The sequence below is a fragment of the Rhizobium sullae genome (assembly GCF_025200715.1).
In the GTDB taxonomy this organism is placed as follows: Bacteria; Pseudomonadota; Alphaproteobacteria; order Rhizobiales; family Rhizobiaceae; genus Rhizobium; species Rhizobium sullae.
In genome coordinates this window covers 511525-536931 of the sequence record NZ_CP104143.1, presented here as the reverse complement: position 1 = coordinate 536931, position 25407 = coordinate 511525, and the positions used below count along the sequence as shown (strand labels likewise).

Sequence of the window (25407 nt, the reverse complement as noted above, 5' to 3'; positions counted from 1 at the left end):
CCGGGCTTCGGTTCGTCATCTTTATCGACGACCACGAGCCGGCGCACGTGCATGTGTTCGGCGATGGCGAAGCGACGATCAATCTCCTGAGCGCGGATGGCCACCCGGAACTGATGTGGGCCGATGGAATGAAACGCAACGATATTCGCCGTGCCATGACGATCACCGGCGACTGGCAGGACGATTCCTTGCACGATGGAGGAAGATCCATGAATGGGCTTACGGATGCCCAAATCGATGAAGCTTTGGAACGTGGCAAGCGCAATCGCGAAAACGAACACCGCGCCGTGTCCGCGCGATACGAGGGCCATGCCGGGCGATTGATCGTCGACCTTGCAAACGGCTGCACTTTCGCCTTCCCGCCTCAGCCTGTACAGAGCCTTGGTGCCGCCAGCGACGAAGAATTGACCGACGTCGAAGTCCTCAGGGTAGGCTATGGCCTCTATTGGAAGGCATTGGATGTCGACATCTCTGTTCCCGGACTGTTTGCCGGAATATTTGGCACACAGGCTTACATGGCGCGGCGCGCCGGGCAGACGAAATCTGTCGCGAAATCCGAAGCTGCCCGGGTAAACGGTTCCAAAGGCGGGCGTCCGCGGAAAGCCGCAAGTTAGAGCCTGAAGCGCCACTTCCGTTCGATCGCCGGATCGAGATCGATGTGGTTGCGGCGGGCAAAGAGCAGGATGTGGCCGAGCATGTCGGCCGTTTCGTCGGCGAGGTCTTGCTTCAGTTCGTCCGGCGTCTTGCCTTTCGAGCGCCCTCTGCCGCTCACGCGGTTCCAGGCCTGGGTGAGTTCGCCCATTTCTTCCTGCAGCTTCAGGAGATACCAGTCCGGATCCCGTTCAATGCCATTCACTTCGGCGTAACGGCGGGAAGAGGATTCGAATTTTTCGGCGAGATCGGCAAGCATCGGTGTTCTCCTTTTGTATCCAAAACAGGAGAATGCCGATTCGTCCGGATTGTCCAGCGAATGGCGTTCGGAGCTTAGCCTTGATTGGCGAGCAGCACGCAGTCGTAGGAGCGCTTTTTGAGGGCTTCGCAGGCGGTGGTGGCGGCCTTTTCGGTGGCGAAACCGACGAAGCGGGCGCGGTAGATGGCGTTGGCGCCAGTGCCGAAGGCTTCGGTATAGGGAGTTGCGGACTTCAGTGCCGCACCGCCTTCGGACTTTGCCTGGGCAAGCAGGGCACGGGCGGCATCGGCGCTCGGAGCGGCGGAAATCTGGATCTGCCAGCCTTGGGCCGACTGCTGCGGCTTGCCGGCGTTGACCATTTCCTCAAGTGCTGCCGGACGCTCCAGGGGAACGGCTGCAGTGTCGGAATAACCGAGCGCGAAGGGAACATTGCCGGCTTCGACTTCGCTCTTCGTCGTGACGCCCGGAAGCGAGACGTCCGTACCGGCGGCGGCGGATGCAATCTCGACGGGTTGCTTCGCGCCGGCGCTTGCAAGCAGCCTGCCACCGCTGGAGGCGCGGCCGAGATACTTGTCGAGAAGGGCTTCCATCTGAGCGTCGCGGCTGCGGGCCGTGCGACCGCCGAGGACGACGCCGACGACGCGGCGGTTGCCGTCGCGCACGGCGCTCACGAGATTAAAGCCGGAGGCATTGGTGTAGCCCGTCTTGATGCCGTCCATGCCCTGGTAGCGAACCATCAGGTTGTTATGGCCGCGAATGGTCTTGCCGCGGAAGGTGAAGGCCGTCATCGAGAAGAGACGGTATTCGCTCGGATAGTGCTTGAGCAGCGCAACGCCGAGCGTCGACATGTCGCGGGCCGTTGTCACCTGCCGCGCATCCGGCAGACCGGAGGCGTTATAGAAGGCGGTGCGGTTCATGCCGAGCTGACGGGCCTTCTGCGTCATGATACGGGCGAAGTTGCTTTCGGAGCCCGCGAGCTTTTCGCCGACTGCGGCCGCGGCATCATTCGCGGACTTGACGATCATGCCATAGACGGCTTCGCGAATGGTAATCGTTCCGCCCGCCTTCACGCCGAGCTTGGTCGGCGGGCGGCTGGCCGCGTATTTCGACATGACGATCGGCGTATCCCAGGTGATCTTACCGCGCTTCAATGCCTCGAAGGTGAGGTAGAGCGTCATCATCTTGGTGAGCGAGGCCGGATGGTTCAGGACATCGCCGTTCTCTGAAGCGAGAACCTTGCCCGTTCGGGCATCAAGGATGAGGGAGGCGTTGCCGGCGATCGCCGCGAGGGGTGCCGAAACCGCAAACGTCACGGCTAAAAATGCGGCCACCAACCTTTTCATGAAATCCCCTCAATCAAAATGCCGCACCGGCGAAGTCAGATGTGTGTCCCGTTCTGCGACAGAAGCCGCTAATCTGGCGCGACTTTGAGGCAACGGACACCAATTTTTTGAGTTTTCTTTGCTCCTGGTGAACGGAACGTAAAGATTTCACTCGGAAATGCAACGTTCAACAACGCTTAACACCATAATTGATAGGCTCGCCCGTCTTCAGGGAGGCGGTATGCACAGGCTGTGGAAAAATCGCGCGAAACGGATCGCCATCACCGGCGGGCTCGAGGCCGCTCATCTTGTCGCGGCTCTCCGGCTGATGCGCAACGCGCGCGGACGCGGCGCGATCTTTACCCTGCATCATGTCAGGCCGCACGAGCCGCATGCCTTCGAGCCGAACAGACACCTGGAAATCACCCCCGAGTTTCTCGATGTGGCGCTGACGCGGCTTGCCCATGACGGTTACAGGTTCGTCGCGTTGGACGAGATTCCGGCATTGCTTTCCGGACCGGCCGGCGACCAGCCCTTTGCAGCGTTTACGCTGGACGACGGCTACCGCAACAACCTCGTTCACGCCTATCCGATCTTCGAGAAGCACGAGGCGCCCTTTACGGTATTCGTGACAAAGGGCCTCACGGAGCGCACCCACACGATCTGGTGGGAGACGCTTGCCGCCATCCTGCGGAAGGCGGAACAAGTCCGTTTCGATTTCGGCGCAGGCGAAGAGACGATCACGCTTGGCACACTGGCCGATCAGCATGCGGCATTCTCGCGATTTGCAGCGCATGTCCACCGCACCGACGAGGCCTCAACGGTTGCGAAGATCGATGCGCTCGCCCGTCACCGTGAGGTCGATCCGGCCGAACTCGTCGACGATCTCGTGATGGGTGCGGCGGAACTCAATCTTCTCGACGCAAGCCCCCTCGCCTCCATCGGCGCCCATACGGTCAGCCATCGCGCGCTTGCGCGGCTTCCAGAATCCCAAGCGCGGGAGGATATGGCGCTTTCTGCCGATCACGTAGAGGCGATCACCGGCAAACGGCCAGAAGCGTTCGCCTTCCCTTATGGCACGCCCGAGGCCGCAACCTATCGCGAGGCGAAAATCGCGGCCGAACTCGGGTTCAAGGTCGCGGTGACGACACGGCCGGGCATCATGCGTCCGGACCTGCCCGGCGGCACGGCCTATCTGCCGCGGCTCTCGCTCAACGGGTTTTACCAGAGGCCGCGTTACGTCTCGGCGCTCGCCTCCGGCATCCCGCTGAAGCTGATGGGCCGATAAGCCCGTTACGGATACATCCTGACCTTTTCCCAATCGCCTTCCGCCGTTGTGCGGCGGAACTCGATGCGGTCGTGCAGGCGGAAGTTCTGGTCCTTCCAGAATTCGATCGAGACTGGCTTGATGCGGAAACCGGACCAATAGGGCGGCCGCGGTATTTCGCCGATGGCATAACGCGCCGTATATTCGGCAACGGCTTTTTCCAGCGCGAAACGGCTTTCCAGCGGGCGGGATTGCTTGGACGCCCAGGCGCCGATGCGGCTACCGCGTGCGCGGGTCTTGAAATACGCGTCGGCTTCCTCGTCGGTCACGATTTCCACAGGACCGCGAACGCGCACTTGCCGGCGCAGCGTTTTCCAATGAAAACACAGGGCTGCTTTTTTCTGTCCCAGGATTTCGCGGCCTTTCTGACTTTCAAAATTGGTGTAGAAGACGAATCCGTCGCTATCGAATCCCTTCAGGAGAACCATGCGGACATTGGGAAGGCCATCTTCATCGACCGTTGCAAGTGCTACCGCATTCGGATCGTTTATCTCCGAACCCTCGGCATCTTTCAGCCATTCCGCGAATAGCTTGAACGGCTCGTCGCGCTCGGTGAAGTCACTGCTTGTTAACTCATTTGCCGACATATTATCTCAAATGCCCCGGGTTTATTGGTTTAATGCCCAGCTTTTCACGACTGGACAGGACGCAGGGTGAAAGTCATAGCAAAGTCAAATCGCCATACAAAGGGCCGGCTGTGCCGTTGTACCATGTTGTTCGTCATCGGAGCGGCGATGCTGCCGCTTTCCGGCTGCATGACGGGCGGATTTGACTTCTTGAGCGATTCCAAGGTGGACCGTTCAGTCGCCACCGGTACCGTGCCGCAGGCGCCGCCGAGCACCGATACTCTTTCCGACGAAATGACGGTCCGCAACGCGGTCACCTCCGCCGACATCCAGAGGATGGCCGGTCAGCCACTGCCTTGGGCGAACTCCTCCACCGGCAGCGCCGGCGTCATCGACACGATCGTCGAGAACAACGACCAGGGCCAGGTCTGCCGCCAATTCCGCACGACACGGCACTCCTATGCGGGCGTTGCCAAATTCTACGGCAAGACTTGCCTCGTGGGCGGCGGCAACTGGCAGCTGCTGAGCTTCCAGCCGGAAGGCTGATCCGCTTCAAAACTTAACATCTTCCCGCCCTGACGGGGATTTTCAGGGGCGGCTTTAGGCCGCCCTTTCGAGTCCTCGGCTCCCGCCGGAAGTCTCCGACGCCGCCGATGGCAGTGTTCCAGCCAGGAGTATGTTGACCGCCGCGTTGACGTCGGCGTGGTCTGCGTGTCCGCAGGAGAGGCAGAGGAACTTCGCTTGGTTTTCGCGGTTTGCCTTGTCTCTCGACCCACACTTTGAGCAGGTCACGGACGTGTATCTCGGATCGACCTTCACGACGCTTCCGCCGAGGAAGGCAAGCTTGTCAGTCAGCAACAGCTCGAAGCGGTACCACGCCGCCGCGAGGATCGAGCGACTGAGGCCAGCCTTCCGGGCGACGTTCCTGCCCGGCTCTTCGACGGTCCCTTTCGCCGAGGCGCTCATGTTCCTGATCTTCAGGTCCTCGAGGACGGCCGCCCCGAAGCGCTTCGCGATGCGCGTCGTCGTCACGTGTTGCCAGTGCAGCCGTTGGCGCGCCGCCTTCGCCGCGTCATGCGGCGGCGCGCCTTTGGACATTGTCCGGCAGTATGTCGAGACCCAAGGTCGCGCGCTTCCGATGATTAATCGCCGCCGCGATGCTTAGCAGAAAGCTAACCATTTGCGGAGAAAGCCGCATTCCCCTCCCCAAAAATAAGGACTGATTAGTAACTCTGACGCACGATCGGCTCACAGACGCGTGTTCCGGTTCCTCTCAAATGGGCCAGATGGCGCGCAGAGAGTTGTCATTGGGCATCGGGGTGCTGGGCAAGGACAGGCACACCGCATCGGAACACCGGCGGTTTATTATGCGCGATCCTTATAAGATTTTGGGCGTTCCTCAGGACGCAGGGGCAGACGAGATCAAGGCCGCTTGGCGCAACAAGGCCAAGGCCGTCCATCCGGACCATAACCAGGGCGACCCGACGGCAACGGCGCGTTTCGCCGAGGTCGGTCGCGCCTATGAGACATTGAAGGACCCCAAGAAGCGCAGCCTTTTCGATACGGCCGCACGGATGGCGGAGGCGCGCGTGAGCGGCGATACGATCATGCAACAGCGGCAGGCCGCCCGCGAGGCGGCGGTCCGGGCGAAGGCAGCACAGGCGAATGCCGAACGGGTGATGGAAGAACTCACCCGCGCCAACGCGCAAAAGGCGGCGAGGGCCGCCGCCGAAGCGGCAAAGCAGCAGCAGGCCAGTCCGGAATCCGCCGAAGACATGGTCGAGCGCATTTTTGGCGCGCAGGCTAAAGCTGCAAGCGCAGGCGCGACGGTTCATCCACAGGCAAATGCCAGCCGGCGACCGGAGGCGGAGGCAGGCAAACCGGAGGCGGAGGCAATCAAGCCCGAGGAGGAAGGTGCAGAAACTGCTGCCGTCGCGGCTGCTGGCGGCATTCTTCAGCCCTTGAGCATCCTGACGTCGCTCGTGCGCCGCTTCACCGGCAGCACGCCCGCACCGGAAAAGGCGCCGGATCAGTTTGCTCAGACGACCGTAACAATAGAAGATATACTGAAAGGTAACTGGGCCACCGTGCAGCTCGGCGAGAGCCGCGAGGCAAGCTTCGCACTATCGGCCGGAACGCGGGAGGGCCATCAGGTCCGGCTGAAGGGTCAGGGCTACAAGCTGCCGAACATGCAGCGCGGCGATGCAGTCGTCAGCATCCACATCGCGCCCGACGCGCGTTTCACCGTCGATGGCTTCGACCTGCATACCGTGCTTCCTGTGACGATCGAAAATGCCGTTCTCGGCACCGAAGCACGCATCGACGGACCGAACGGGCCGGTCGACGTCACCGTTCCCGCCTGGTCAGGATCCGACAAGACGATCCGAATCTCCGGCCAGGGCCTGCCCGACGACACCGGCGGAAAGGGCGACCTGGTCGTCGAACTGCGCATTATGTTGTGGGAAAAGCCGGACGATAAAGTCACGGATCTCATGCGAAGCATGCGCGAAGGGCTGTTTCTGTGAAATTTTCGTGACAAGCGCACCCTTTATTACGATCCCTTACAGTTGATGATTGCCCGCAATCTTGAACCGGTGGACGGCCTATGCCATAGCCAATTTCCAATTGGATCATTAGGGGGCAAAATATGGCTCAAGCAACAGGCCTCATGTCAGGCAAGCGCGGCGTCATCATGGGCGTCGCCAACAATCGTTCGATTGCGTGGGGCATTGCCAAAGCCATTCATGCACAGGGCGCCGAAATTGCATTTACATATCAGGGCGATGCCCTGAAGAAGCGAGTCGAGCCGCTGGCTGCCGAACTCGGTGGCGTACTCGCCGGCCACTGTGATGTCAGCGACGAAGCGAGCATTGATGCCGTTTTCGAGAACGTCGAAAAGATGTGGGGCAAGATCGATTTCGTCGTTCACGCGATCGGCTTCTCGGACAAGGACGAGCTGACCGGTCGCTATGTCGACACTTCGCCGGACAATTTCGCCAAGACGATGCAGATTTCCGTCTATTCGTTCACGTCTGTCGCACGCCGCGCCGAGAAGCTGATGACAGAGGGCGGATCGCTGCTGACGCTCACCTATTACGGCGCCGAGAAGGTCATGCCGAACTACAACGTCATGGGTGTTGCCAAGGCAGCGCTCGAGGCGAGCGTCAAGTATCTCGCCGTTGATCTCGGACCGAAGAACATCCGCGTCAACGCGATTTCGGCAGGCCCGATCAAGACGCTCGCAGCCTCCGGCATCGGCGATTTCCGCTATATCCTGAAGTGGAACGAGTACAACGCTCCGCTCCGCCGTACCGTCACCATCGAAGATGTCGGCGATGTCGGCCTTTACATGCTGTCGGACCTCTCGCGCTCGGTCACGGGTGAAGTACACCATGCCGACAGCGGCTATCATGTGATCGGGATGAAGGCGGTAGACGCGCCGGATATTTCGGTTATCAAAGACTGATCGAAGTCCAATCAAGCGGAACCTGCCTTGCTCATCTATGTGGTCCGACACGGTCAGACCGACTGGAATGCCGAACGCCGCCTGCAGGGCCAGAAGGATATTCCGCTGAACGCCATCGGCCGCGAACAGGCGCGGCTGAACGGCATCGATATGGCCGAGATTCTCAGGGTCGAAGCCATTTCCTTCGATTTCGTCGCAAGCCCGCTCCAGCGCACGCGCGAGACGATGGAGATCATGCGCGCGGCGATGGGCCTGCCGCCAAAGGACTACCGCCCGGACGATCGGCTGGTCGAGGTTTCCTTCGGCGACTGGGAAGGCTTTACGATCAAGGAACTGAAGGCGACGCAGCGCGAGCGCATCAACGAGCGCAATATCAATAAGTGGGATTTCATTCCGCCGGGCAACGATGCTGAAAGCTACGAGATCATGTCGTGGCGCATCCGCTCATGGCTGAATTCGATCGAGTGCCCGACCGTTTGTGTCACGCATGGCGGCGTCATCCGCAGCCTTTTCAAGATGATCGCGGACCTGCCGAAGCACGAGGCTGCCGAGGGGGAGATTCCGCAGGACCGCATCCTGAAGATCGACACCGCAAGAAGACTGATCGGCTGGATATAATCCCTCTCACTGCACGATATCGAGGTCGTTGATCACCCGCTTGCCATCGACTTCCGTGTAGAAGATCACCACCTTCACGCCGGCCTTCAGCCCCTCGAAGTTGAACTCCTCCGGCGCCTGATAGGTCTTGCCGTCATCAAGCGTCAGGCTGAGGCTGTTCATGTCGACCGTTTTGATGGTCGCTTCGACGTCGGCGCTTTCCGCAAAGCCGCTGATGGGCGACAGGAAACTTGCTGTAGCCAGCAGCGTGGCAACAAAAAAACGCATCGCGGCAACCCTCATGAAACTCGACGCAAAAATCCGGTGAAACACAGATAAGCTCCTGAATATGGCGAAAATTGCCCGGAAGAATGACTTTCCGCGCCTCATTGATGAATAGCATTTTAACAATAAGCAAGAGCAACCGCTAACCATTAGGGCGCACTTCATTACAAGCAGCGAAGACGAACCATCGGGAAATCGTAAATTAACCGGTTCCTCCTAGAGTTCCGCCGAACAAGGGGGACGTGTTTTTGCTTTTGCGGCTCAGCGCCAATATTCACTTACGGCGGCTACTCAAGAATACCTGGGTCTCACTGCTGGTTTCCACTCTCGTCGCATTTGTGGTCGTTGGGGTCGGCTTCACACTCGATCGCGCAAATACGGCCGCCCATCTGCGGGAACTGCAGATTCGCACGGAAAACGAAGCAAGCCTTATTCGCGCTCGCATGGCGGCACAAATCAACATGGACATCACCGTCGCCCGCGATCTGTCCAACATGATTTCCGTGAGCGCGAAAACCAACCAGGAGGAAATGGAGCGCCAGATCAATTGGGTGCTCATCCAGAACCCCCATTTCATCAGTATCGCCGTCGCACCGGATTTCGTCGTCAGCAGCGTCTTCCCACCGCAGCCCGGCAAGAGCCGCATTGGCAAGGATGTGCGTCAAACGCTGATGCTGCGCCAATCCGTCAGGCGCAATACGGGAGACCAGCAGGCACGCTTTTACGGCCCGGTCACGACCGGAAGCGGCAAGGATGCGTTCGCGATCTTCTTCCCGATCTTCGTCAAGGAGAACGGGCAGCGCAACGTCTGGGGTGCAGTCGAAGTCACCATCGACCGGGATATGTTCTACGAGAACACCGGCCTAAAACCCGCGCGCAACAGTGAAAACCAGGAGCGTTATCCGCATCTCGGCCACCTTTCGATCGCGGTGCGCGACCTGGGCACGGCGGCCGAGGGCTCCTCCCTTCCCTTCTTCGGCAGCGCCGATGTGTTCGACAAACAGCCGCTCCGGCGCAAGATCACTTTTGCTGGCGGGCGCTGGGAACTTTCGGCTGTGCCGATGACCGGATGGAACGAACCCCCGCCGAACCAGCTTCAGCTTCGCTTGATCATCATCGCCGCCGGCTGCGTCATCATCGTCCCGATCTTCTTCGCGACCCTGCTGCTTGGCGAGCGCAACCGCAATATCAGCGAGCTGGAGGCGCGCGAGGGGAAGCTGCTCGAGCTTTCGCAGCGGCTGAACCTGGCGCTGGATTCCTCCAATATCGGCATCTGGGAACTGCAGGATCATGGCCACAGCCTTTACTGGGATACGCGGGCCTCGGCTCTTCACGGCCAGCCTTCCGGCGAGGGCAGTCATCCGCTTGAAAGCTGGCTCGAGGCAATCGTGGCGGCAGACCGGCCGATCGCCGAAACACACTTCTTCAACTGCAGCCTGGCGGGCACCTCCTGCACGGCTCAGTACCGCGTCAGGCTTTCGAACGGCGGCGTCCGGCATCTGCGGTCGGTCGGCTCCTTCTATACGGATGCGGGGGGAACCGGCAGGACGATCGGCATCGTCGCGGACGTGACTGCAGACGCTGAGGCCGCCGATATGCTGCGCAAGGCGAAGGAAAACAGCGACATCAAGAATGCCGAGCTGGAATTGGCACTGGACGAACTCTCCCGCCGCGAGACGCAGCTTGCCGAACTCTCAACCCGCCTCGACCTGGCGCTCGATTCCTACCAATGCGGTATTTGGGAGACGACGCTCGGCGCCGCCGGCTCCGTCTGGGACGAGCGCATGCATGAACTCTACGGGTTAGAACCAAGGCATGGGTTCATGACCCAGGATGTCTGGCTTTCCCGCATTCATCCGGACGATCGTGATCTTGCGCTCGAAAGCGCACGGCATTTCAAGAAGCTCGGCGACAAGCACACGCTCATCTGCCGCGTGCCGGCGGAGGACGGCAGCATTCGCTACGTCCGCTCGACCGGCAAGGTGCACCAGGCGGCAACAGGACAGCTGAAACTCATCGGCGTCGCGTTCGACGCCACCGAAGACGCGCTGCTGACAGCCGAGCTCAAGGCAGCCAAGGACGATGCGGTTGCCAAGAATATCGAGCTCGAACTTGCCAAGAATCGCATCGAGCACAATTCGCTGCATGATCCGCTGACGGCGCTTGCCAATCGCCGCAAGCTCGACATCGCGCTGGAAAACCTGACTGCCGGCAGCCAGTCGCAGCGGCAGAAATTCGCGATCCTCCATATCGACCTCGATCGCTTCAAGCAGATTAATGACACGCTCGGCCATGCAGCAGGCGATGCGATGCTGGTGCATGCTTCGAAAGTGCTTTCGGAGAATGTCCGCGGCAGCGATGTCGTCGCGCGTATCGGCGGCGACGAGTTCGTCATCCTCGCCCTCGATGTCGGCGATGAGGATATGGCCGCGCTGGCGGGCCGGATCATCGAAGAAATGCGCCAGCCCGTTAATTTCCAGGGCTTCCCCTGCCGCTGCGGCGTTTCGATCGGCATCGCGCTTGCAAACGGCATCCATGTCGACGCGCGCAAAGTGCTGATCAATGCCGATATCGCGCTCTATCGCGCCAAGAGCCTGGGTCGGAATCGCTACGAATTCTTCAACCAGAACCTCCAGGCCGACATCATCAACAGCAAGCGCACCGCCGACGAGATTCTCGCCGGCATCGAGAATGGCGAATTCACGGCCTGGTACCAGCCGAAATTTTGCGCACAGACTATGCAGCTCACCGGCGTCGAAGCTCTGGTGCGCTGGCACCATCCGGCCCGCGGCTTGCTGACGCCGGACAAATTCCTGCGCATCGCCGACGAGATCAACGTCGTGCAGGAGCTCGACCGCATCGTTCTCGAAACCGCACTGAAGGACAAGATGCGCTGGTCAGCACTCGGCGTTGCCGTGCCGCAGGTCTCCGTCAACGTTTCGGCGCGGCGGCTGCACGACGGCAGCCTTTTCGAATCGCTGAGCGACCTGCAGATCCGGCCCGGCGAAATCTCCTTCGAGCTAGTGGAATCGATCTTCCTCGACGAGAGCGAGGACGTGGCGGCGCACAATCTCGACCGTATCAAGGCGCTCGGCATCGATATCGAAATCGACGATTTCGGCACGGGCCACACCTCGATCGTAAGCCTTCTGAAGCTGAAGCCAAAGAGGCTCAAGATCGACCGCCAACTGGTGCAGCCAATCCTCCATTCGCCGCAGGAACGCGCGCTGGTACGCTCAATCATCGATATCGCCCGCTCGCTCGGCGTCGAAACGGTGGCGGAAGGGGTCGAGACGATTTCGCATGCGGACATGCTGCGCGATCTCGGCTGCGACCTGCTGCAGGGCTACGCCTTCTCGCGGCCCCTCTCCTTCGACGACTTCACCGCCGCTGCAGCGGACGGCGCGCCATGGCGGCTCGCCTCCTGAGCGCATCGTTTGCAAATTGCGGAAACAGCATTTCTTCCTCACGCGGATTTCGCGCAAAGAAAGGCTTTTGCCTCCACCTCTTTTTGGCCTATGAGTGTCGCGCATTTTGGAGAATGGCGCGGGTTGACGCGCGTGGTCGGAACATATGTCGCACAATACATTCGGTCATCTCTTCCGCGTGACAACCTGGGGCGAGAGCCACGGGCCTTCGCTCGGCTGCGTCGTCGACGGCTGCCCTCCCGGGCTGCGCTTCAGGCTGGAGGACATTCAAACCTGGCTCGATAAGCGCAAGCCCGGTCAGTCGCGTTTCGTGACGCAGCGCCGCGAGGCGGACCTCGTGAAGGTGCTTTCCGGCGTGATGCTGGACGCCGACGGCGAGACGATGACCACGACCGGAACGCCGATCTCGATGATAATCGAGAACACGGACCAGCGCTCCAAGGATTACGGCGAGATTTCCCGGCAATACCGCCCCGGCCATGCCGACTACACCTACGACGTCAAATACGGCATCCGCGATTATCGCGGCGGCGGCCGCTCCTCCGCGCGCGAAACGGCGGCCCGTGTCGCGGCCGGCGGCATCGCCCGCCTCGTCGTGCCGGACATGAAGGTTCGAGGCGCCCTCGTGCAGATCGGCAAACACAAGATCGACCGCCAGAACTGGGATTGGAATCAGGTCGATCAAAATCCTTTCTTCTCACCGGACGCCACGATCGTTCCCGTATGGGAGGAATATCTCGACGGCATCCGCAAGAACGGCTCCTCGATCGGCGCCGTCGTCGAAGTGGTGGCGGAAGGCGTTCCGCCCGGGCTCGGCGCGCCGATTTACGCCAAGCTCGATCAGGACATCGCCTCGCTGCTGATGTCGATCAATGCCGTGAAAGGCGTCGAGATCGGCAACGGCTTCGGTGCGGCCGAAATCACCGGCGAGGAAAATGCCGACGAGATGCGCATGGGCAATGACGGCAAGCCGCTGTTTCTTTCCAACCACGCCGGCGGTATTCTAGGCGGCATATCGACCGGCCAGCCGGTCGTCGCGCGCTTTGTGGTCAAGCCGACGTCTTCCATTCTTACCGAGCGGCGCTCGATCGATGCCGATGGCAACAATGTCGATATCCGCACCAAGGGCCGGCACGACCCCTGCGTCGGCATCCGCGCCGTGCCGATCGGCGAAGCCATGGTCGCCTGTGCTATCGCCGACCATTACCTCCGCGACCGCGGCCAGACCGGCCGGCTGAAATAGGAACTGCTCCCATGCCTTATGACCAGAAGCGTGTCGTCGATGCCATCCGAGCCTTCGAAGCCGGCGAGATCGTCGTCGTCATGGATGACGACGACCGCGAGAACGAAGGCGACCTTATCGTCGCCGCCGTCCACTGTACGCCGGAGAAGATGGCCTTCATCGTGCGCCATACCTCCGGCATTGTCTGCACGCCCATGCCGAAGGAAGAGGCAAAGCGCCTGAACCTCAACGCCATGGTGGCAGAAAACGACTCCGCGCATACGACGGCTTTCACCGTGTCCGTCGATTTCAAGCACGGCACGACGACCGGCATTTCCGCTGACGACCGGACGCTCACGGTGCGCAATCTCGCCAATCCGAATGTCGGTGCGGCCGATTTCGTCCGTCCCGGCCACATCTTCCCGCTCGTTGCCCGCGAAGGCGGCGTCCTGATGCGCTCCGGCCATACGGAAGCGGCTGTCGATCTCTGCAGGCTTGCCGGACTGCCGCTGATCGGCGTCATCAGCGAGCTCGTCAACGATGACGGCACGGTCACGCGTGGGCAGCAGGTCATCGATTTCGCGGAAAAACACGGCCTGAAGGTCCTCTCGGTCGCCGACCTCATTGCCTATCGCCAGCGCAAGGAAACTCTGATCGAACTCGGCGACAGCTTCGATATCGAGACGCCGTTCGGCAAGGCCAAGGCACATACCTACTCACTCCCCTGGGACCCGATGCAGCACCTCGCCGTCGTCTTCGGCGATATCCGCGACGGCATCGACATCCCGGTTCGCCTGCATCCGGAAAACGTCGCCGAGGACCTTTTCGGCAAGAAGAGCCCGGTCGACCACTACATGCAGAAGATCGCCGAGGAAGGTCGCGGCATCATTGTCTACCTCCGCGAAGGCTCCGTCGGCGTCGGCCATTACGACAATGGCCGCAAGAGCCGCAGCCAGGACCGCGAATCCCACGCCGAAGCCAAGACCCGCGAAAGCGAATGGCTGGAAATCGGATTGGGCGCACAGATCCTGAAAGACCTCGGCGTCAGCTCGATCAGGCTGCTGACGAGCCGGGAGCGCCACTATGTCGGCCTCGAGGGCTTTGGGATTAAGATATCGAAGACGGAGATTTGGTGAGATTCAGCTAAATAGTGTTGGCTGAGATTTGGATATCGACAAGGCGATTGCTGCGATAGGTTATCGAGAAGTTGTACGAATAGGGCTGCAGAATGTAATACCAGCGCCGCCACTGTCTCATTAGGCTCCTGCAGCTCTCGGTATTCTTAGTGCATAGGAAGCTAAGCGTGCGATCGGAAACGTTTGGTTGAACGCGTGTAAAATCGTTGTAATCGAGATGCTGTGCGCTCAGCCAAGCCGCTCGAAGAATGCGGCGAAACTCGATAGAAGCAAGCATCGCTTTTTCTAGCCTCTCGTGTACCAGCCGTCGAGAAGCACAACCCTCTCCACCCCGGCAAACTTTGCCACGCGCTCCAGTTCCGCCTGCAGCCTTTCCAGGCGCCCAGCAGACGCCTTTACGCCAGGCTCCAGCCATAGCCGCTTGACGTCCAGCGTCCCCTTCTTGCGATCCGCCTTCATGTCGAGACGGCCGATGAGCTTGTCGCCTTCAAGCAGCGGGAAGACGTAATAGCCGTATTCGCGCTTCGGCTCCGGCACGAAGACTTCGATGCGGTAGAAGAAGCCGAACAGGCGTTCGGCGCGGTTGCGGTCGCGGATCATCGGGTCGAAGGGGCTCAAGACGCGAATGCGCGCCGGTGCATCGGGATAATCGTCAAGCGTCGACAGGAAATCCATAAAGGCCCAGGATGGGCGCGGTTTGCCGCCGAGTGCCGGTTCGATCAGTATTTCGGTCAGTTCTTCGCGATGCGCGCTGACCCACGCCTTCGCCTCGTCCGGCGAAAGCAGGTTCCAGAAAGCAGCAATCTCGCCATGAGTCGCAAAGCCGAGCCGCTTCAACGCGCTTCGGCAGGCCCAGTCGACAAACTCCTCGCGGCTGACCTCCGGCTCGCGGAACTCCGCCGGGATGACACGTTCGACCAGATCGTAAATCTTCTGGAAATTGGATCGGCCGGCGATCGCGAACTTGCCGGTGTGCCAGAAATATTCGAGTGCGGTCTTGTTGGGGTGCCAGTTCCACCAGCCGCCGGAAGTGTGGCCATCGGCCTTGATCTCGCGCGCCATGATCGCGCCGTCGCGCGCCACGCGCTCGTAGGTCTCATCGAAGGCATGCTCGAAGCCCTCACCGCGCCATTTGCGCCAGCGCTCGACAAGCACTTCCTCCTGGTGCCGGAACTTGTGCTTCCAGTATTTAAAGAAGGCGCTTGGCAGGATCGAGGCGTCGTGCGTCCAATGTTCGAAGAGCGCGCCGTCCTTCTCCAGGAGCGCGGTCAGGTGTTCGCGTCTGTATGTCTGGTTGCGGGAAAAGAGGATCTGGTGATGCGCCCGTTCCACCGTCTGGATGCTGTCCACCTGCACGAAACCGATTTCATGGATCAACTGCAGCAGTCCCGCCTTGGTCAGGGCGCGGTTCGGCGGCGTGCTGAGACCCTGTTTGGCTAGGAAGACGCGGCGGGCATCGCAGTTCGAAAGGAGATTCGTCATGAGCACATCATATTCGGGAAAATGTTCCTAGCCACCCGGTTTTGCACTTTTGCCGCTGCGGTTATAGAACCAGCATCGGATTGTGACAGGGGAATGATTTGGACATCCGCTTTGAAGGAGCTGCAGTCAGATATGGGACGCGGGAGGCGCTCTCACCACTCACCCTCACCCTCACTGAAAACCGCATCGGTGTGATTGGCCTCAACGGCTCGGGAAAGACGACCTTCGCGCGGCTGATCAACGGGCTAACGAAGCCAACGATAGGACGGGTGATCGTCAATGGCCGGGACACGGCCACCTCCCATTCCGCCCTTCCTGATGTCGGCTTCATTTTCCAGCAGCCGCAGAACCAGATCATCCTGCCGATCGTGCGCGACGACATCGCCTTCGGATTGAAGGGCCGCGGCTTTTCGAAGGCCGAGATCGAAGCGAGGGTCGAAGCTGCGCTCGGCCGTTTCGATGCCGCCCATCTGGCAGCGCGCCGGGCACACGAGCTGTCCGGCGGCGAGCTACAGATCGCCGCCCTCTCCGCGGTTCTGGTGACCGGTCCGGATATCTTGATCCTCGACGAGCCGACGAACCAACTCGACCTCAAGAACCGCGCACTGGTACAGAAGATCATCAAGGGCCTGCCCGAAAACGCCATCGTGATCAGCCATGATCTGGAACTGGTCGCGGATTTCGGCCGCGTCCTGCTCTTCCACGAGGGCAGGCTTGCGACCGATGCGCCAGCGGCCGAGGCAATCGCGCGCTACCGGGAGATTACCTGCTGATGCAATCGCTTTATGTCGAAGGAGACAGCTTCATGCACCGGTTTCCGGCGCGCTCGAAGCTGCTTGTTCTCGCGATTCTCGGCATCATTCTCTTCACCACCCGCAACATTCCGCTGCTTTCGATCGGCGTGCTGATGACAGGCGCCGTCTATTTCAGCCTTGGCCTGTATTTCGGGCAAGCGATTGCGCGGCTGAAGCCCGTGCTGCTGACAATCCTCGTCGTGGCGCTCTTCAGCCTATTGTTCAATCCATGGCACGGTGCGGTCGTGGCGCTTTTGCGGCTGACGGCGCTGATGCTCTTTGCGGCGGCAGTCACGGCAACGACGACGATCAGCGAGTTCATCGACGAGATCACGCTGCTTGCCCGTCCGCTGGAGCGAGCCGGCCTCGTGGCGGCGAACGACGTCGGCCTGGCGGTCGGTCTCGTGGTCCGTTTCGTGCCGGAAATTCTGAGCCGCTACCAGGCGATCAAGGAGGCGCATGCGGCGCGCGGCATCAAGGTGCGGCCGGTCACGGTGCTTGCGCCGCTCATCATTCTCACGCTCAGAGATGCGGATAATATCGCGACGGCAATTGACGCGCGCGGCGTCCGGCGGCATGTCAGTTAATATTCTGTAAACACGGAGCCCATGATGAGCACCCGCGACCTCGTTCTCTCAGCCCTCTTTGCCGCAATCATCGTGGCGCTCGGCATTCTGCCGCCAATCACGCTCGGCTTCATCCCGGTGCCGATCACCGCGCAGTCGCTCGGCGTCATGATGGCAGGCGTCGTGCTCGGTGCGCGCCGCGGCGCAATCGCTGTGCTGATCGTCCTGGTTCTGGTCGCAATCGGCCTTCCGGTGCTTTCGGGCGGACGCGGCGGCCTTGCGGCCTTTGCCGCACCGACGACCGGCTTCCTCGTCGGCTGGCTCTTTGCCGCCTTCGCCACCGGCTATATCGCCGAGCGCCTCGTGAAGGCGGAGCAGTCCGGCCTGGTGCAGACGGTCGGGTTCTTCCTCGCATCTGCGATCGGCGGCATCGTCGTTCTCTATGCTTTCGGGATCGCCTATCTCGCGTTTGCAGCCGGCATCGGCTTTCAGCAGGCTTTCGTCGGCTCGATGGCCTTCATTCCCGGCGACGTGATCAAGGCATTCGTCGCAGCGCTTGCCGGCCGCGCCGTCATGGCGGGCTATCCGCTGCTGCCGGCTCGTACCTAGGATCAGGGGCTAATCAACGAAAGTGTAGAGCCAGTCGCGCGTCACTTCGGGGAGCGCGGCAGGCGAGAGGTCTTCGCGGTTGCGCGCCTGCCAGATGATTTCGACCTCGGCGGCGCGTTCACCTTCCGCCTCGACTGCAATCAGGAAGCCGACGGAACGGACTCCGATCTTGTCGACCGCGGTGGTGAATTCCACCAGTTCGTCGTAATGCAAGGGCCGGTGTAGGATGCACGAAATCTTGCTTGCAGTATAAATGGGCTCGCCTTCCACTTCCGGCCGAGTCAGCCAGAAATTTGCAAGTACGGACTCGGCATAGGAAATATAGGACGAGATAAACATCTCGCCGTGCATGTCCACATCTCGAAACGGGACACGTATTTCCGCTCCATTTGAGCCGGTTGACTTTGCCGTTAGCATCCCTGTCCTTGCTCCCTTGCTCCCTGGCTGAAAGACTAGCGCAATGCAAGCCGAAGTAAACGGTGGAGATGACGGGCTCACGACAGCGTGCGTGTTGAAATTGCGGCTATTTGCGCCATCTGGTGTGGAACATGACTGGGGCAAGCGATAAGAGTATCCGCATGAGCACCCGCCTTTACGAACACCCGATCTTTCTCGAGCACGTCACGCCGGCAGGCCATCCCGAGCGCTCGGACCGGATGCGGGCGATCAATGTTGCACTCGGCCATCCGAATTTCGAGCAGTTGGATCGGAAGCAAGCGCCGCAGGCAAGCGAGGACGCCGTGCTGCTTGCCCACCCGGAAGAGCATCTGCGCGCCGTCATGCGCCAGATTCCCGAAGGGGACGGCGAGATCAACCAAATCGAGGCCGATACCTATGCGAGCCCGAAGAGCCTACAGGCGGCGCTGACTGGCGTCGGTGCGGCCATGGCTGCTGTGGACGACGTCTTCACAGGCAAGGCCGATAACGTCTTCGTCGCCGCCCGCCCGCCCGGCCACCATGCGGAAAAGACGACGGCGATGGGCTTCTGCTTCTTCAACAACGCGGCGATCGCCGCCCGGCATGCGCAGAAACGCCACGGCGCCGAGCGTGTGGCGATCGTCGATTGGGACGTGCACCATGGCAACGGCACGCAGGACATCTTCTGGGACGACGCGTCCGTGCTCTTCTGCTCGACGCATCAGATGCCGCTTTATCCGGGATCAGGAGCGAAGGACGAAAGCGGCAAGCACGGCACTATCGTCAACGCACCGCTTTCGCCGAACGTGGGCAGCGATCATTTCCGTGAGGCATTCAAATCGCGCGTGCTGCCGGCCCTTGTCGATTTCCGGCCGGATCTCATCATTATCTCCGCCGGTTTCGACGCGCATCACCGCGATCCCTTGGCGCAGATCAATCTCGTCGGCGAGGATTTCGACTGGGCGACCGGAAGATTGCTGGAGATAGCCGACAAAAGCGCCTCCAACCGGGTCGTCAGCCTGCTGGAAGGTGGCTATGATCTGGAAGGGCTTGCCGAATCGGCGGGCCTGCATGTGCTTCGATTGATGAAGGGTTGAGTATGACTGACAGCGCCAAACCGGAGGTTTCCGGTCTTTCCTTCGAAGCAGCGGTTGCCGAACTCGAAAGCATCGTGGCCCGCCTCGAGCGCGGCGACGTGGCGCTCGATGAATCCATCGAGATCTACGAGCGCGGCGAAGCGCTGAAGAAGCACTGCGAGACGCTGCTTTCGGCCGCCGAGAACCGCATCGAGAAGATCAGGCTCGACCGCGCCGGAAAACCGCAGGGCACGGAACCGCTGGACGGGGCGTGAGGCCTAGAGAGCGATTATAGTCCTGATTTCGTCGTAGCCTGCTCGCAGACCATCATGATCCCGTTTGATAAGGCCTGCCTCCGAGAGGATTTCCACATCTTCGTGGACGCGGCGATAATCGCGCTTCAGGCTTTTCGCCAAAGCGGAAATGCTCGTCTGAGGATTGCGGTGCAGATGGCGGAGAAGTTCAAGCCGCTTTGCAGTCATCGTTCGCGAGAAAGCCTCCCACCCGACGAAGGCAAGATGATCCTCAGTGACAGGTGCGCCCATCTCGGCCTTGTGCCAGGCATCAGTGACGCGCCTTGCGACATCCTCAAAGGAGGAGCCGATATGCAGTTCTATATCCTTGCTCATATCCGTTCTCCTCTCAGCTTTTCCACGTCGCTCCGGAAATCTGCGAGCATCTGCTCGATCGAGATAAATCCATAGCGTTCTTCGTGCTGATCGTAGTGCCGGTGATCGCCCTTGCCCCGCTCATTGTCATAGCAAATCAAACGCAACGCGGGCTTTCCGTAGAAAAGCAAATACTTCAAAAAGTGCTTGGAGCCTGGCATTTGCGCCGGCACACGCCACACCTTGATATCGATGATCGCGCCGTCGCCAAAAACGATCCGTTCGCAAACGACGCGCTCAGCCTTCATAGGTACATTATGACATCGTCCGCCATATGTCGTCAATCGACATAAAGTTTTTGCTATCCGTGAATGGTCATTGCCGCTAGTTTCGCCCTTGCAGTCCCCTTCGGAGAACCGCCATGTCCTTCTTCCCCGGTAAAGACCCACTGCCTGGTGACGCCTTCGCCTGCGACGCCATCGAGAATCTGATCATCCCGCGGACCAGCGACATCGGCGGTTTTCAGGTGCGGCGCGCGCTTCCGACGCGGCAGCGGCGGCTGGTCGGGCCGTTCATCTTCTTCGACCGGATGGGTCCGGCGATCCTGAAGCCCGGCGAGGCGCTCGATGTGAAGCCGCATCCGCATATCGGTCTTTCGACGGTCACTTATCTCTTCGATGGCGAAATCCGGCATCTGGACAGCCTCGGCACCGAAAAGATCATTCGCCCCGGTGACATCAACCTGATGACGGCCGGGCGCGGCATCGTGCATTCGGAGCGCACGCCCGACAATCTGCGTGGCCACCCGCTGCTGATGTCGGGGCTGCAGACCTGGCTGGCACTGCCGGACGACAAGGAGGAAATCGACCCTTCTTTTGTCCATTCTGAGAAAAGCGAGATGCCGCTGATCGATGAACGTGGCGTGAGAGGGCGCGTCGTCATCGGCTCCTTCGAAGGCATGACGTCGCCGGTCAAGGTGTTTTCGGACACGCTCTATGCCGACCTCGATATTGAACCGGGTGCGAGGTTCCCCTTCGGCGCGGCTCATGAAGAGCGCGCGGTCTATGTGCTTTCGGGCGAGGTCGTCATTGCCGGCGACCGTTTTGCCGCAGACCAGCTGCTCGTCTTCCGGCCAGGCGACGCGATCACGCTCGAAGCAGGCCCTGCGGGCTGTCATCTGATGCTTTTCGGGGGTGCGGCCCTCAACTCCAGGCGCTACATCTGGTGGAATTTCGTTTCCTCCTCCAAGGAGCGGATCGAGAAGGCGAAAGAGGAATGGCGCACCGGCCGCTTCGATATCGTTCCGGGGGACGAAGAGGAATTCGTGCCTTTGCCTGAAGAATGAACTCCTTTAGAATTATGGGGTTGCGGTTCTTGAAATGCACTTGTTTTGCCGCAATCTAGTCGAATAAGCAAAGCCAAGAACCATAAGAAAGAGCTCCCGCCCGTGACACATCAGCCGAAAACCCCGCTGCTCGACCAGGTCAAATATCCCGCCGACCTGCGCAAGCTCGAGGATCGCGACCTGCCGCAGCTTGCGCGCGAAGTCCGGGATGAGATGATCGATGCGGTCTCGCGCACGGGTGGCCATCTTGGCGCAGGCTTGGGCGTCGTCGAGCTGACAATCGCCATCCACAGCGTCTTCGATACGCCCGAGGACCGGCTGATCTTCGACGTCGGCCACCAATGTTATCCGCACAAGATCCTCACGGGCCGTCGCGAGCGCATCCGCACACTGCGCCAGGAAGGCGGCCTCTCGGGCTTCACACGGCGCGCGGAGAGCGAATACGATCCCTTCGGGGCGGCGCACTCCTCGACCTCGATCTCCGCCGGCCTCGGCATGGCGGTTGCCGCAGAACTCAGCAACACCGACCGGCGCGTGATTGCCGTCATCGGCGACGGCGCCATGTCGGCCGGCATGGCTTACGAAGCGCTGAACAATGCCGGCGCACTCGATGCGCGGCTGATCGTCATCCTCAACGACAACGACATGTCGATCGCCCCGCCGACGGGGGCAATGAGCGCCTATCTCGCCCGCCTCGCCTCGGGGCGGACGTATATGGGCTTCCGCGATTTCGGCAAGAAGCTGACTGCCTATCTCGGCGAGAAGGTCGACCGGGCGCTCACCCGCGCCGTCGAACATGCGCGCGGTTATGTGACCGGCGGGACGATGTTCGAGGAAATGGGCTTTTACCATATCGGCCCGATCGACGGCCATTCCTTCGAGCATCTGCTGCCCGTGCTGCGCAATGTGCGCGACAACGCCGAAGGTCCGGTCCTGATCCACGTCGTCACGCAGAAGGGCAAGGGTTATCCGCCCGCCGAAGCAGCAGCCGACAAGTATCACGGGGTCAACAAGTTCGACGTCATCACCGGGGCGCAGGCCAAGGTGAAACCGAATGCGCCGAGCTATACGAGCGTCTTCGCCGAAGCGCTGGTGCAGGAGGCGACGCTCGACGAAAAGATCGTCGGCATCACGGCGGCCATGCCGAACGGCACGGGCCTGGACAAGCTCGCCGAGGTCTTCCCTGCCCGCTGTTTCGACGTCGGCATTGCCGAGCAGCATGCCGTCACCTTCGCCGCCGGCCTTGCCACCGAGGGGTACAAACCCTTTGCGGCGATTTACTCTACCTTTCTGCAGCGCGCCTACGACCAGGTCGTCCATGATGTCGCAATCCAGGGCCTGCCGGTCCGTTTCCCGATCGACCGCGCCGGCTTCGTCGGCGCCGACGGCCCGACGCATGCGGGATCGTTCGACACGACTTTCCTTGCGACACTTCCCGGTTTCGTCGTCATGGCTGCGGCCGACGAGGCGGAGCTGAAGCATATGGTGCGCACGGCAGCGGCTTATGACGAAGGCCCGATTTCCTTCCGCTACCCGCGCGGCGAAGGCGTGGGGGTCGAGATGCCCGCGCGCGGCGAAATCCTGCAGATCGGCAAGGGCCGCATCGTCAGGGAGGGCACCAAGGTTGCGCTGCTCTCCTTCGGCTCGCGGCTTGCCGATTGCCTGCTTGCCGCGGAAGACCTTGAAGCCGCCGGCCTTTCGACCACGGTTGCCGATTCGCGCTTCGCCAAGCCTCTGGATCATGACCTGATCCGCCAGCTCGCCCGCCACCACGAAATGCTGATCACCGTCGAAGAAGGCGCCATCGGCGGCTTCGGCAGTCATGTGCTGCATTTCCTCGCGACCGAAGGGCTGCTCGAAAGCGGCCTGAAGGTCCGCTCGCTCACCATGCCCGACATGTGGATGGAGCAGGCAAAACCCGAGGTGATGAACGCCCATGCCGGCCTCGACCGCGCTGGCATCGTATCGACCGTCTTCCGCACGCTCGGCCACGGCGCCGCCGTGGGCGTTGCGGGCTGACGGCAAGCGCTAAGAAAGGCAAAGGGCAGTGCAGCATACACCGCACTGCCCTCATCCGACCCTTTAGCTACTTTCTCCCGCCTGGAGACGGGAAGCCAATCAGAATTCCGTCCAATCGTCCTGGACGGCCGCGGCGGTTGCCGCCTTGCCGCCGAAGGCGCTGGCGAGCTTGCTGGTCAGCGCGCGAGCAGGCGATGCGACAGGGCGGGCGCCGGATTGTGCGGCAACTGTACGGGGCGTGGCCGCAGGTGCTGTCTGGCCGAGCTTGAACTGTTGCAGCAGGGCGTCCAGCGCGTGGGCTTCTTGGGCGAGCGAGTGGCTTGCTGCCGTCTGCTCTTCAACCATAGCGGCATTCTGCTGCGTTCCCTGGTCCATGTTGTTGACGGCGGTATTGATCTCCTGCAGGCCGATTGACTGTTCGCGCGTTGCCGTGACGATCGCACCGATGTGGCGGTTGATCTCCTGGACCTCGCTCACGATCTCGGCGAGCGCCTTGCCGGTTTCATCGACAAGCGAGACGCCGGTGTTGACGTGATTGCCGGAGGTATTGATCAGCGCCTTGATCTCCTTCGCCGCGTTGGCGGAGCGCTGAGCCAGTTCACGCACTTCCTGGGCGACCACGGCAAAGCCCTTGCCAGCATCGCCGGCGCGGGCGGCCTCGACGCCTGCGTTGAGCGCGAGCAGGTTCGTCTGGAACGCGATGTCGTCGATGACGCCGATGATGTTGCTGATCTCGCTCGACGATCTCTCGATCTGCTGCATGGCGGTGACGGCCTTGCGGACGACATCGCCGGAGCGCTCGGCGCCGAGACGCGCACGCTCGACCAGATGGCCGACATCTTCGGCGCGCTTGGCGCTGTCGCGGACGGTCGTCGTAACCTGCTCAAGTGCCGCGGCAGTTTCCTCGACGGCAGCGGCCTGCTGCTCGGTCCGGCGAGCGAGATCGTCGGCGGCAGAGCGGATCTCACCGGCGCCAGCATTGATCGCGGAAGCGTTGCGGCCGACCGCTTGCAGCGCCGACTGAAGCTTCTCGGCCGCATGGTTGAAGTCGTTTCGCAGGCTGTCGAACTGAGCGGAGAACGGCGCTGCAATGCGGCTTGCGACATCGCCGTTGGCAAGGTTCGAAAGACCGCTTGCGAGGCCCTCGATCACGATGCGAATTTCGGCCGCCTCGCGGGCCTTCTCCTGGTCGGAGAGCTGGCGCTGGCGTTCGGCCTCGTCGCGCATGCGGTCCGTCTCGCCGGAAAGGCGCTGCTTTTCGATCGCGGCTTCCTTGAAGACGAGCACTGATTTTGCCATCAGGCCGACTTCATCGCCGCGGTCGAGCGCCGGCACGTCGATGTCGTTATGGCCAGCCGCCAAGCGGCCCATGGCCGCAGTCATGCCGACGATCGGCTGTGCAATGGTGCGTGATAGAAGCCATGCCAGCACGGCTGCGGCGAGCGATGCGGCGATGCCGCCCGCAATCAGGGTAAAGGTCAGATCCTCGTTGGCGTCGAGCTGGGATGCAGCAAAGGCCGCCGACTTTTCTCGGGCGACTGCCTTGATCTTGGCCGAGGCCTGACGGAAACCGTCGAGCTGTCCCTTGGTGGCGTTCACACCGATCTTGACGACGTCAGCGATCGGCGTCTCGGTTTCCTTGCGGGCCTTGGCCTGCGGTTCGGCAAGTTCGTGGAAATAGAGATCGGCGGCTTTCTGCATGCCGTCGATCATTCCGACCAATTCCACCTCGCCTGCAGCCGTCTGCTTGGCGGCGGCAATCGCCTTCAGCATCCGCTCGCGATTGGCGAAGAGATCGCCATAGGTGCTATCGCTGCGGAAGAGGATGAAGCCGCGCAGGTTGACGGCCTGCTCCAGCATCGCCTGCAGCGCATCGTCGATGTGATCGACGAGAAGCTGCGATTTCTCCTGTTCGGCGGCGGCAGCGGCTGAGGCGCTTGCCTTGCTGTACACATAGGCTGAGACGGAAACGAAGATGAGGATCAGCGCGGCAAATGTTGCGGCAAGCTTTCCCTTCAAGGACATGTTGGCGAACACCGGTCAACTCCTGACAAAAACGGCGAAGCGGGCCGCGCGGGACGCAGCGGCACAGCGAATGAATCTGAACATGATCTGCAGGTGGAGGTTATGATGCCATCATGGCAGGAAACGGCCGGGTGGACCGTTGCAATCGCGGCAAAGCTACGTGGGCGGGCTTTAAATTTGTTTAATCCGCGCCGCATAAAAATTGGG

At 61.1% G+C, this 25407-nt stretch carries 26 protein-coding genes; 16 read left to right on the top strand and 10 right to left on the bottom strand.

The genetic code is table 11. The annotated features are described in order from the left end of the window. Positions 1-47: 47 nt before the first annotated feature. Positions 48-614, top strand: a complete 567-nt coding sequence (locus tag N2599_RS02625; RefSeq protein ID WP_100772545.1) for a DUF2442 domain-containing protein — start codon at positions 48-50, stop codon at positions 612-614. On the opposite strand, the gene N2599_RS02620 is transcribed toward N2599_RS02625, so the two are convergent. Next, positions 611-910 carry a nucleoside triphosphate pyrophosphohydrolase family protein gene (locus N2599_RS02620; protein WP_027507722.1) on the bottom strand — a complete coding sequence of 100 codons (300 nt, stop codon included), beginning with the start codon at positions 908-910 and terminating at the stop codon, positions 611-613. The genes N2599_RS02625 and N2599_RS02620 overlap by 4 nt on opposite strands. Before the next feature lie 74 nt (positions 911-984). Then, positions 985-2253, bottom strand: coding sequence for a D-alanyl-D-alanine carboxypeptidase family protein (locus N2599_RS02615; RefSeq protein ID WP_027507723.1), 1269 nt, complete (start codon positions 2251-2253; stop codon positions 985-987). Between the two features lie 220 nt (positions 2254-2473). Between N2599_RS02615 and N2599_RS02610 the strand changes: the two genes are divergently transcribed. Next, complete coding sequence (locus N2599_RS02610) at positions 2474-3520, top strand: polysaccharide deacetylase family protein (protein WP_027507724.1); 1047 nt, start codon at positions 2474-2476, stop codon at positions 3518-3520. Between the two features lie 5 nt (positions 3521-3525). Here N2599_RS02610 and pdxH read toward each other — a convergent pair whose 3' ends face one another. After that, the gene (gene pdxH / locus N2599_RS02605) at positions 3526-4146 is read right to left on the bottom strand and encodes a pyridoxamine 5'-phosphate oxidase (RefSeq protein WP_027507725.1); all 621 of its coding nucleotides are present in this window, start codon (positions 4144-4146) and stop codon (positions 3526-3528) included. A 66-nt stretch (positions 4147-4212) separates the two neighbouring features. Here pdxH and N2599_RS02600 point away from each other — a divergent pair, with 66 nt between their 5' ends. Beyond that, positions 4213-4671 (top strand): RT0821/Lpp0805 family surface protein, encoded by a 459-nt coding sequence (locus N2599_RS02600; protein WP_027507726.1) that lies wholly within the window; start codon positions 4213-4215, stop codon positions 4669-4671. 54 nt (positions 4672-4725) lie between these two features. On the opposite strand, the gene N2599_RS02595 is transcribed toward N2599_RS02600, so the two are convergent. Then, positions 4726-5157, bottom strand: coding sequence for an RNA-guided endonuclease InsQ/TnpB family protein (locus N2599_RS02595; protein ID WP_260307747.1), 432 nt, complete (start codon positions 5155-5157; stop codon positions 4726-4728). 335 nt (positions 5158-5492) lie between these two features. On the opposite strand from N2599_RS02595, the gene N2599_RS02590 reads away from it, so the two are divergent. The 3 genes from N2599_RS02590 (at position 5493) to N2599_RS02580 (ending at position 8209) form a co-directional block, all read left to right on the top strand. Continuing rightward, positions 5493-6650, top strand: coding sequence for a J domain-containing protein (locus N2599_RS02590; protein WP_027507727.1), 1158 nt, complete (start codon positions 5493-5495; stop codon positions 6648-6650). 122 nt (positions 6651-6772) lie between these two features. Then, positions 6773-7591: an enoyl-ACP reductase FabI gene (gene fabI / locus N2599_RS02585; protein ID WP_027507728.1), complete on the top strand. Its 819-nt coding sequence runs from the start codon at positions 6773-6775 to the stop codon at positions 7589-7591. 27 nt (positions 7592-7618) lie between these two features. Further along, positions 7619-8209, top strand: coding sequence for a histidine phosphatase family protein (locus N2599_RS02580; RefSeq protein ID WP_027507729.1), 591 nt, complete (start codon positions 7619-7621; stop codon positions 8207-8209). Between the two features lie 6 nt (positions 8210-8215). On the opposite strand, the gene N2599_RS02575 is transcribed toward N2599_RS02580, so the two are convergent. After that, positions 8216-8476 carry a DUF1344 domain-containing protein gene (locus tag N2599_RS02575; RefSeq protein ID WP_027507730.1) on the bottom strand — a complete coding sequence of 87 codons (261 nt, stop codon included), beginning with the start codon at positions 8474-8476 and terminating at the stop codon, positions 8216-8218. Between the two features lie 245 nt (positions 8477-8721). Between N2599_RS02575 and N2599_RS02570 the strand changes: the two genes are divergently transcribed. The 3 genes from N2599_RS02570 to ribB all read left to right on the top strand — a co-directional run bounded on the left by N2599_RS02570 (position 8722) and on the right by ribB (position 14259). After that, complete coding sequence (locus tag N2599_RS02570) at positions 8722-11901, top strand: bifunctional diguanylate cyclase/phosphodiesterase (protein WP_027507731.1); 3180 nt, start codon at positions 8722-8724, stop codon at positions 11899-11901. 145 nt (positions 11902-12046) lie between these two features. Next, positions 12047-13144: a chorismate synthase gene (gene aroC, locus N2599_RS02565; RefSeq protein WP_027507732.1), complete on the top strand. Its 1098-nt coding sequence runs from the start codon at positions 12047-12049 to the stop codon at positions 13142-13144. Between the two features lie 11 nt (positions 13145-13155). Further along, positions 13156-14259 carry a 3,4-dihydroxy-2-butanone-4-phosphate synthase gene (gene ribB, locus N2599_RS02560; protein ID WP_027507733.1) on the top strand — a complete coding sequence of 368 codons (1104 nt, stop codon included), beginning with the start codon at positions 13156-13158 and terminating at the stop codon, positions 14257-14259. Positions 14260-14544: 285 nt separating this feature from the next. On the opposite strand, the gene N2599_RS02555 is transcribed toward ribB, so the two are convergent. Beyond that, a complete protein-coding gene (locus N2599_RS02555; RefSeq protein ID WP_027507734.1) occupies positions 14545-15741 on the bottom strand; it encodes a winged helix-turn-helix domain-containing protein in 1197 nt (398 codons plus the stop codon). A gap of 98 nt (positions 15742-15839) precedes the next feature. Here N2599_RS02555 and N2599_RS02550 point away from each other — a divergent pair, with 98 nt between their 5' ends. The 3 genes from N2599_RS02550 to N2599_RS02540 are packed head-to-tail and all read left to right on the top strand — an operon-like array spanning position 15840 to position 17710. Beyond that, positions 15840-16514 (top strand): energy-coupling factor ABC transporter ATP-binding protein, encoded by a 675-nt coding sequence (locus N2599_RS02550; RefSeq protein WP_027507735.1) that lies wholly within the window; start codon positions 15840-15842, stop codon positions 16512-16514. Beyond that, positions 16514-17122 (top strand): energy-coupling factor transporter transmembrane component T family protein, encoded by a 609-nt coding sequence (locus N2599_RS02545; protein ID WP_027507736.1) that lies wholly within the window; start codon positions 16514-16516, stop codon positions 17120-17122. Before N2599_RS02550 ends, N2599_RS02545 begins: the two co-directional genes overlap by 1 nt. A gap of 24 nt (positions 17123-17146) precedes the next feature. Further along, positions 17147-17710 carry a biotin transporter BioY gene (locus tag N2599_RS02540; RefSeq protein WP_027507737.1) on the top strand — a complete coding sequence of 188 codons (564 nt, stop codon included), beginning with the start codon at positions 17147-17149 and terminating at the stop codon, positions 17708-17710. Between the two features lie 9 nt (positions 17711-17719). On the opposite strand, the gene N2599_RS02535 is transcribed toward N2599_RS02540, so the two are convergent. Then, on the bottom strand, positions 17720-18061 hold the full coding sequence (locus N2599_RS02535) for a hotdog domain-containing protein (protein ID WP_375714114.1): 342 nt from the start codon (positions 18059-18061) through the stop codon (positions 17720-17722). A gap of 227 nt (positions 18062-18288) precedes the next feature. On the opposite strand from N2599_RS02535, the gene N2599_RS02530 reads away from it, so the two are divergent. Both N2599_RS02530 and N2599_RS02525 read left to right on the top strand, forming a co-directional pair. After that, the gene (locus N2599_RS02530; protein ID WP_027507739.1) at positions 18289-19224 is read left to right on the top strand and encodes a histone deacetylase family protein; all 936 of its coding nucleotides are present in this window, start codon (positions 18289-18291) and stop codon (positions 19222-19224) included. A 2-nt stretch (positions 19225-19226) separates the two neighbouring features. Then, the gene (locus tag N2599_RS02525; protein WP_027507740.1) at positions 19227-19478 is read left to right on the top strand and encodes an exodeoxyribonuclease VII small subunit; all 252 of its coding nucleotides are present in this window, start codon (positions 19227-19229) and stop codon (positions 19476-19478) included. 3 nt (positions 19479-19481) lie between these two features. On the opposite strand, the gene N2599_RS02520 is transcribed toward N2599_RS02525, so the two are convergent. Together N2599_RS02520 and N2599_RS02515 are read right to left on the bottom strand one after the other, a co-directional pair. Next, a complete protein-coding gene (locus N2599_RS02520) occupies positions 19482-19832 on the bottom strand; it encodes an HVO_A0114 family putative DNA-binding protein (RefSeq protein WP_027507741.1) in 351 nt (116 codons plus the stop codon). Further along, positions 19829-20155 carry a toxin-antitoxin system TumE family protein gene (locus tag N2599_RS02515; RefSeq protein WP_244915054.1) on the bottom strand — a complete coding sequence of 109 codons (327 nt, stop codon included), beginning with the start codon at positions 20153-20155 and terminating at the stop codon, positions 19829-19831. Before N2599_RS02515 ends, N2599_RS02520 begins: the two co-directional genes overlap by 4 nt. Before the next feature lie 77 nt (positions 20156-20232). Here N2599_RS02515 and N2599_RS02510 point away from each other — a divergent pair, with 77 nt between their 5' ends. Next, positions 20233-21156, top strand: a complete 924-nt coding sequence (locus N2599_RS02510) for a pirin family protein (protein ID WP_027507743.1) — start codon at positions 20233-20235, stop codon at positions 21154-21156. Positions 21157-21258: 102 nt separating this feature from the next. Next, on the top strand, positions 21259-23175 hold the full coding sequence (dxs, locus tag N2599_RS02505) for a 1-deoxy-D-xylulose-5-phosphate synthase (protein WP_027507744.1): 1917 nt from the start codon (positions 21259-21261) through the stop codon (positions 23173-23175). A 99-nt stretch (positions 23176-23274) separates the two neighbouring features. Here dxs and N2599_RS02500 read toward each other — a convergent pair whose 3' ends face one another. Further along, positions 23275-25200, bottom strand: a complete 1926-nt coding sequence (locus N2599_RS02500) for a methyl-accepting chemotaxis protein (RefSeq protein WP_037140761.1) — start codon at positions 25198-25200, stop codon at positions 23275-23277. Positions 25201-25407: the final 207 nt, after the last annotated feature.

Bases quoted from the DNA above. Each gene is read 5' to 3' on its own strand.
- N2599_RS02530 (WP_027507739.1), top strand. From the start codon at position 18,289: ATGAGCACCCGCCTTTACGAACACCCGATCTTTCTCGAGCACGTCACG.
- N2599_RS02590 (WP_027507727.1), top strand. From the start codon at position 5,493: ATGCGCGATCCTTATAAGATTTTGGGCGTTCCTCAGGACGCAGGGGCA.
- N2599_RS02620 (WP_027507722.1), bottom strand. From the start codon at position 910: ATGCTTGCCGATCTCGCCGAAAAATTCGAATCCTCTTCCCGCCGTTAC.
- N2599_RS02500 (WP_037140761.1), bottom strand. From the start codon at position 25,200: ATGTCCTTGAAGGGAAAGCTTGCCGCAACATTTGCCGCGCTGATCCTC.
- aroC (WP_027507732.1), top strand. From the start codon at position 12,047: ATGTCGCACAATACATTCGGTCATCTCTTCCGCGTGACAACCTGGGGC.
- N2599_RS02520 (WP_027507741.1), bottom strand. From the start codon at position 19,832: ATGAGCAAGGATATAGAACTGCATATCGGCTCCTCCTTTGAGGATGTC.
- N2599_RS02510 (WP_027507743.1), top strand. From the start codon at position 20,233: ATGTCCTTCTTCCCCGGTAAAGACCCACTGCCTGGTGACGCCTTCGCC.
- N2599_RS02535 (WP_375714114.1), bottom strand. From the start codon at position 18,061: ATGCACGGCGAGATGTTTATCTCGTCCTATATTTCCTATGCCGAGTCC.
- pdxH (WP_027507725.1), bottom strand. From the start codon at position 4,146: ATGTCGGCAAATGAGTTAACAAGCAGTGACTTCACCGAGCGCGACGAG.
- N2599_RS02610 (WP_027507724.1), top strand. From the start codon at position 2,474: ATGCACAGGCTGTGGAAAAATCGCGCGAAACGGATCGCCATCACCGGC.
- N2599_RS02615 (WP_027507723.1), bottom strand. From the start codon at position 2,253: ATGAAAAGGTTGGTGGCCGCATTTTTAGCCGTGACGTTTGCGGTTTCG.
- N2599_RS02575 (WP_027507730.1), bottom strand. From the start codon at position 8,476: ATGCGTTTTTTTGTTGCCACGCTGCTGGCTACAGCAAGTTTCCTGTCG.
- fabI (WP_027507728.1), top strand. From the start codon at position 6,773: ATGGCTCAAGCAACAGGCCTCATGTCAGGCAAGCGCGGCGTCATCATG.
- N2599_RS02545 (WP_027507736.1), top strand. From the start codon at position 16,514: ATGCAATCGCTTTATGTCGAAGGAGACAGCTTCATGCACCGGTTTCCG.
- N2599_RS02525 (WP_027507740.1), top strand. From the start codon at position 19,227: ATGACTGACAGCGCCAAACCGGAGGTTTCCGGTCTTTCCTTCGAAGCA.
- N2599_RS02540 (WP_027507737.1), top strand. From the start codon at position 17,147: ATGAGCACCCGCGACCTCGTTCTCTCAGCCCTCTTTGCCGCAATCATC.
- ribB (WP_027507733.1), top strand. From the start codon at position 13,156: ATGCCTTATGACCAGAAGCGTGTCGTCGATGCCATCCGAGCCTTCGAA.
- N2599_RS02555 (WP_027507734.1), bottom strand. From the start codon at position 15,741: ATGACGAATCTCCTTTCGAACTGCGATGCCCGCCGCGTCTTCCTAGCC.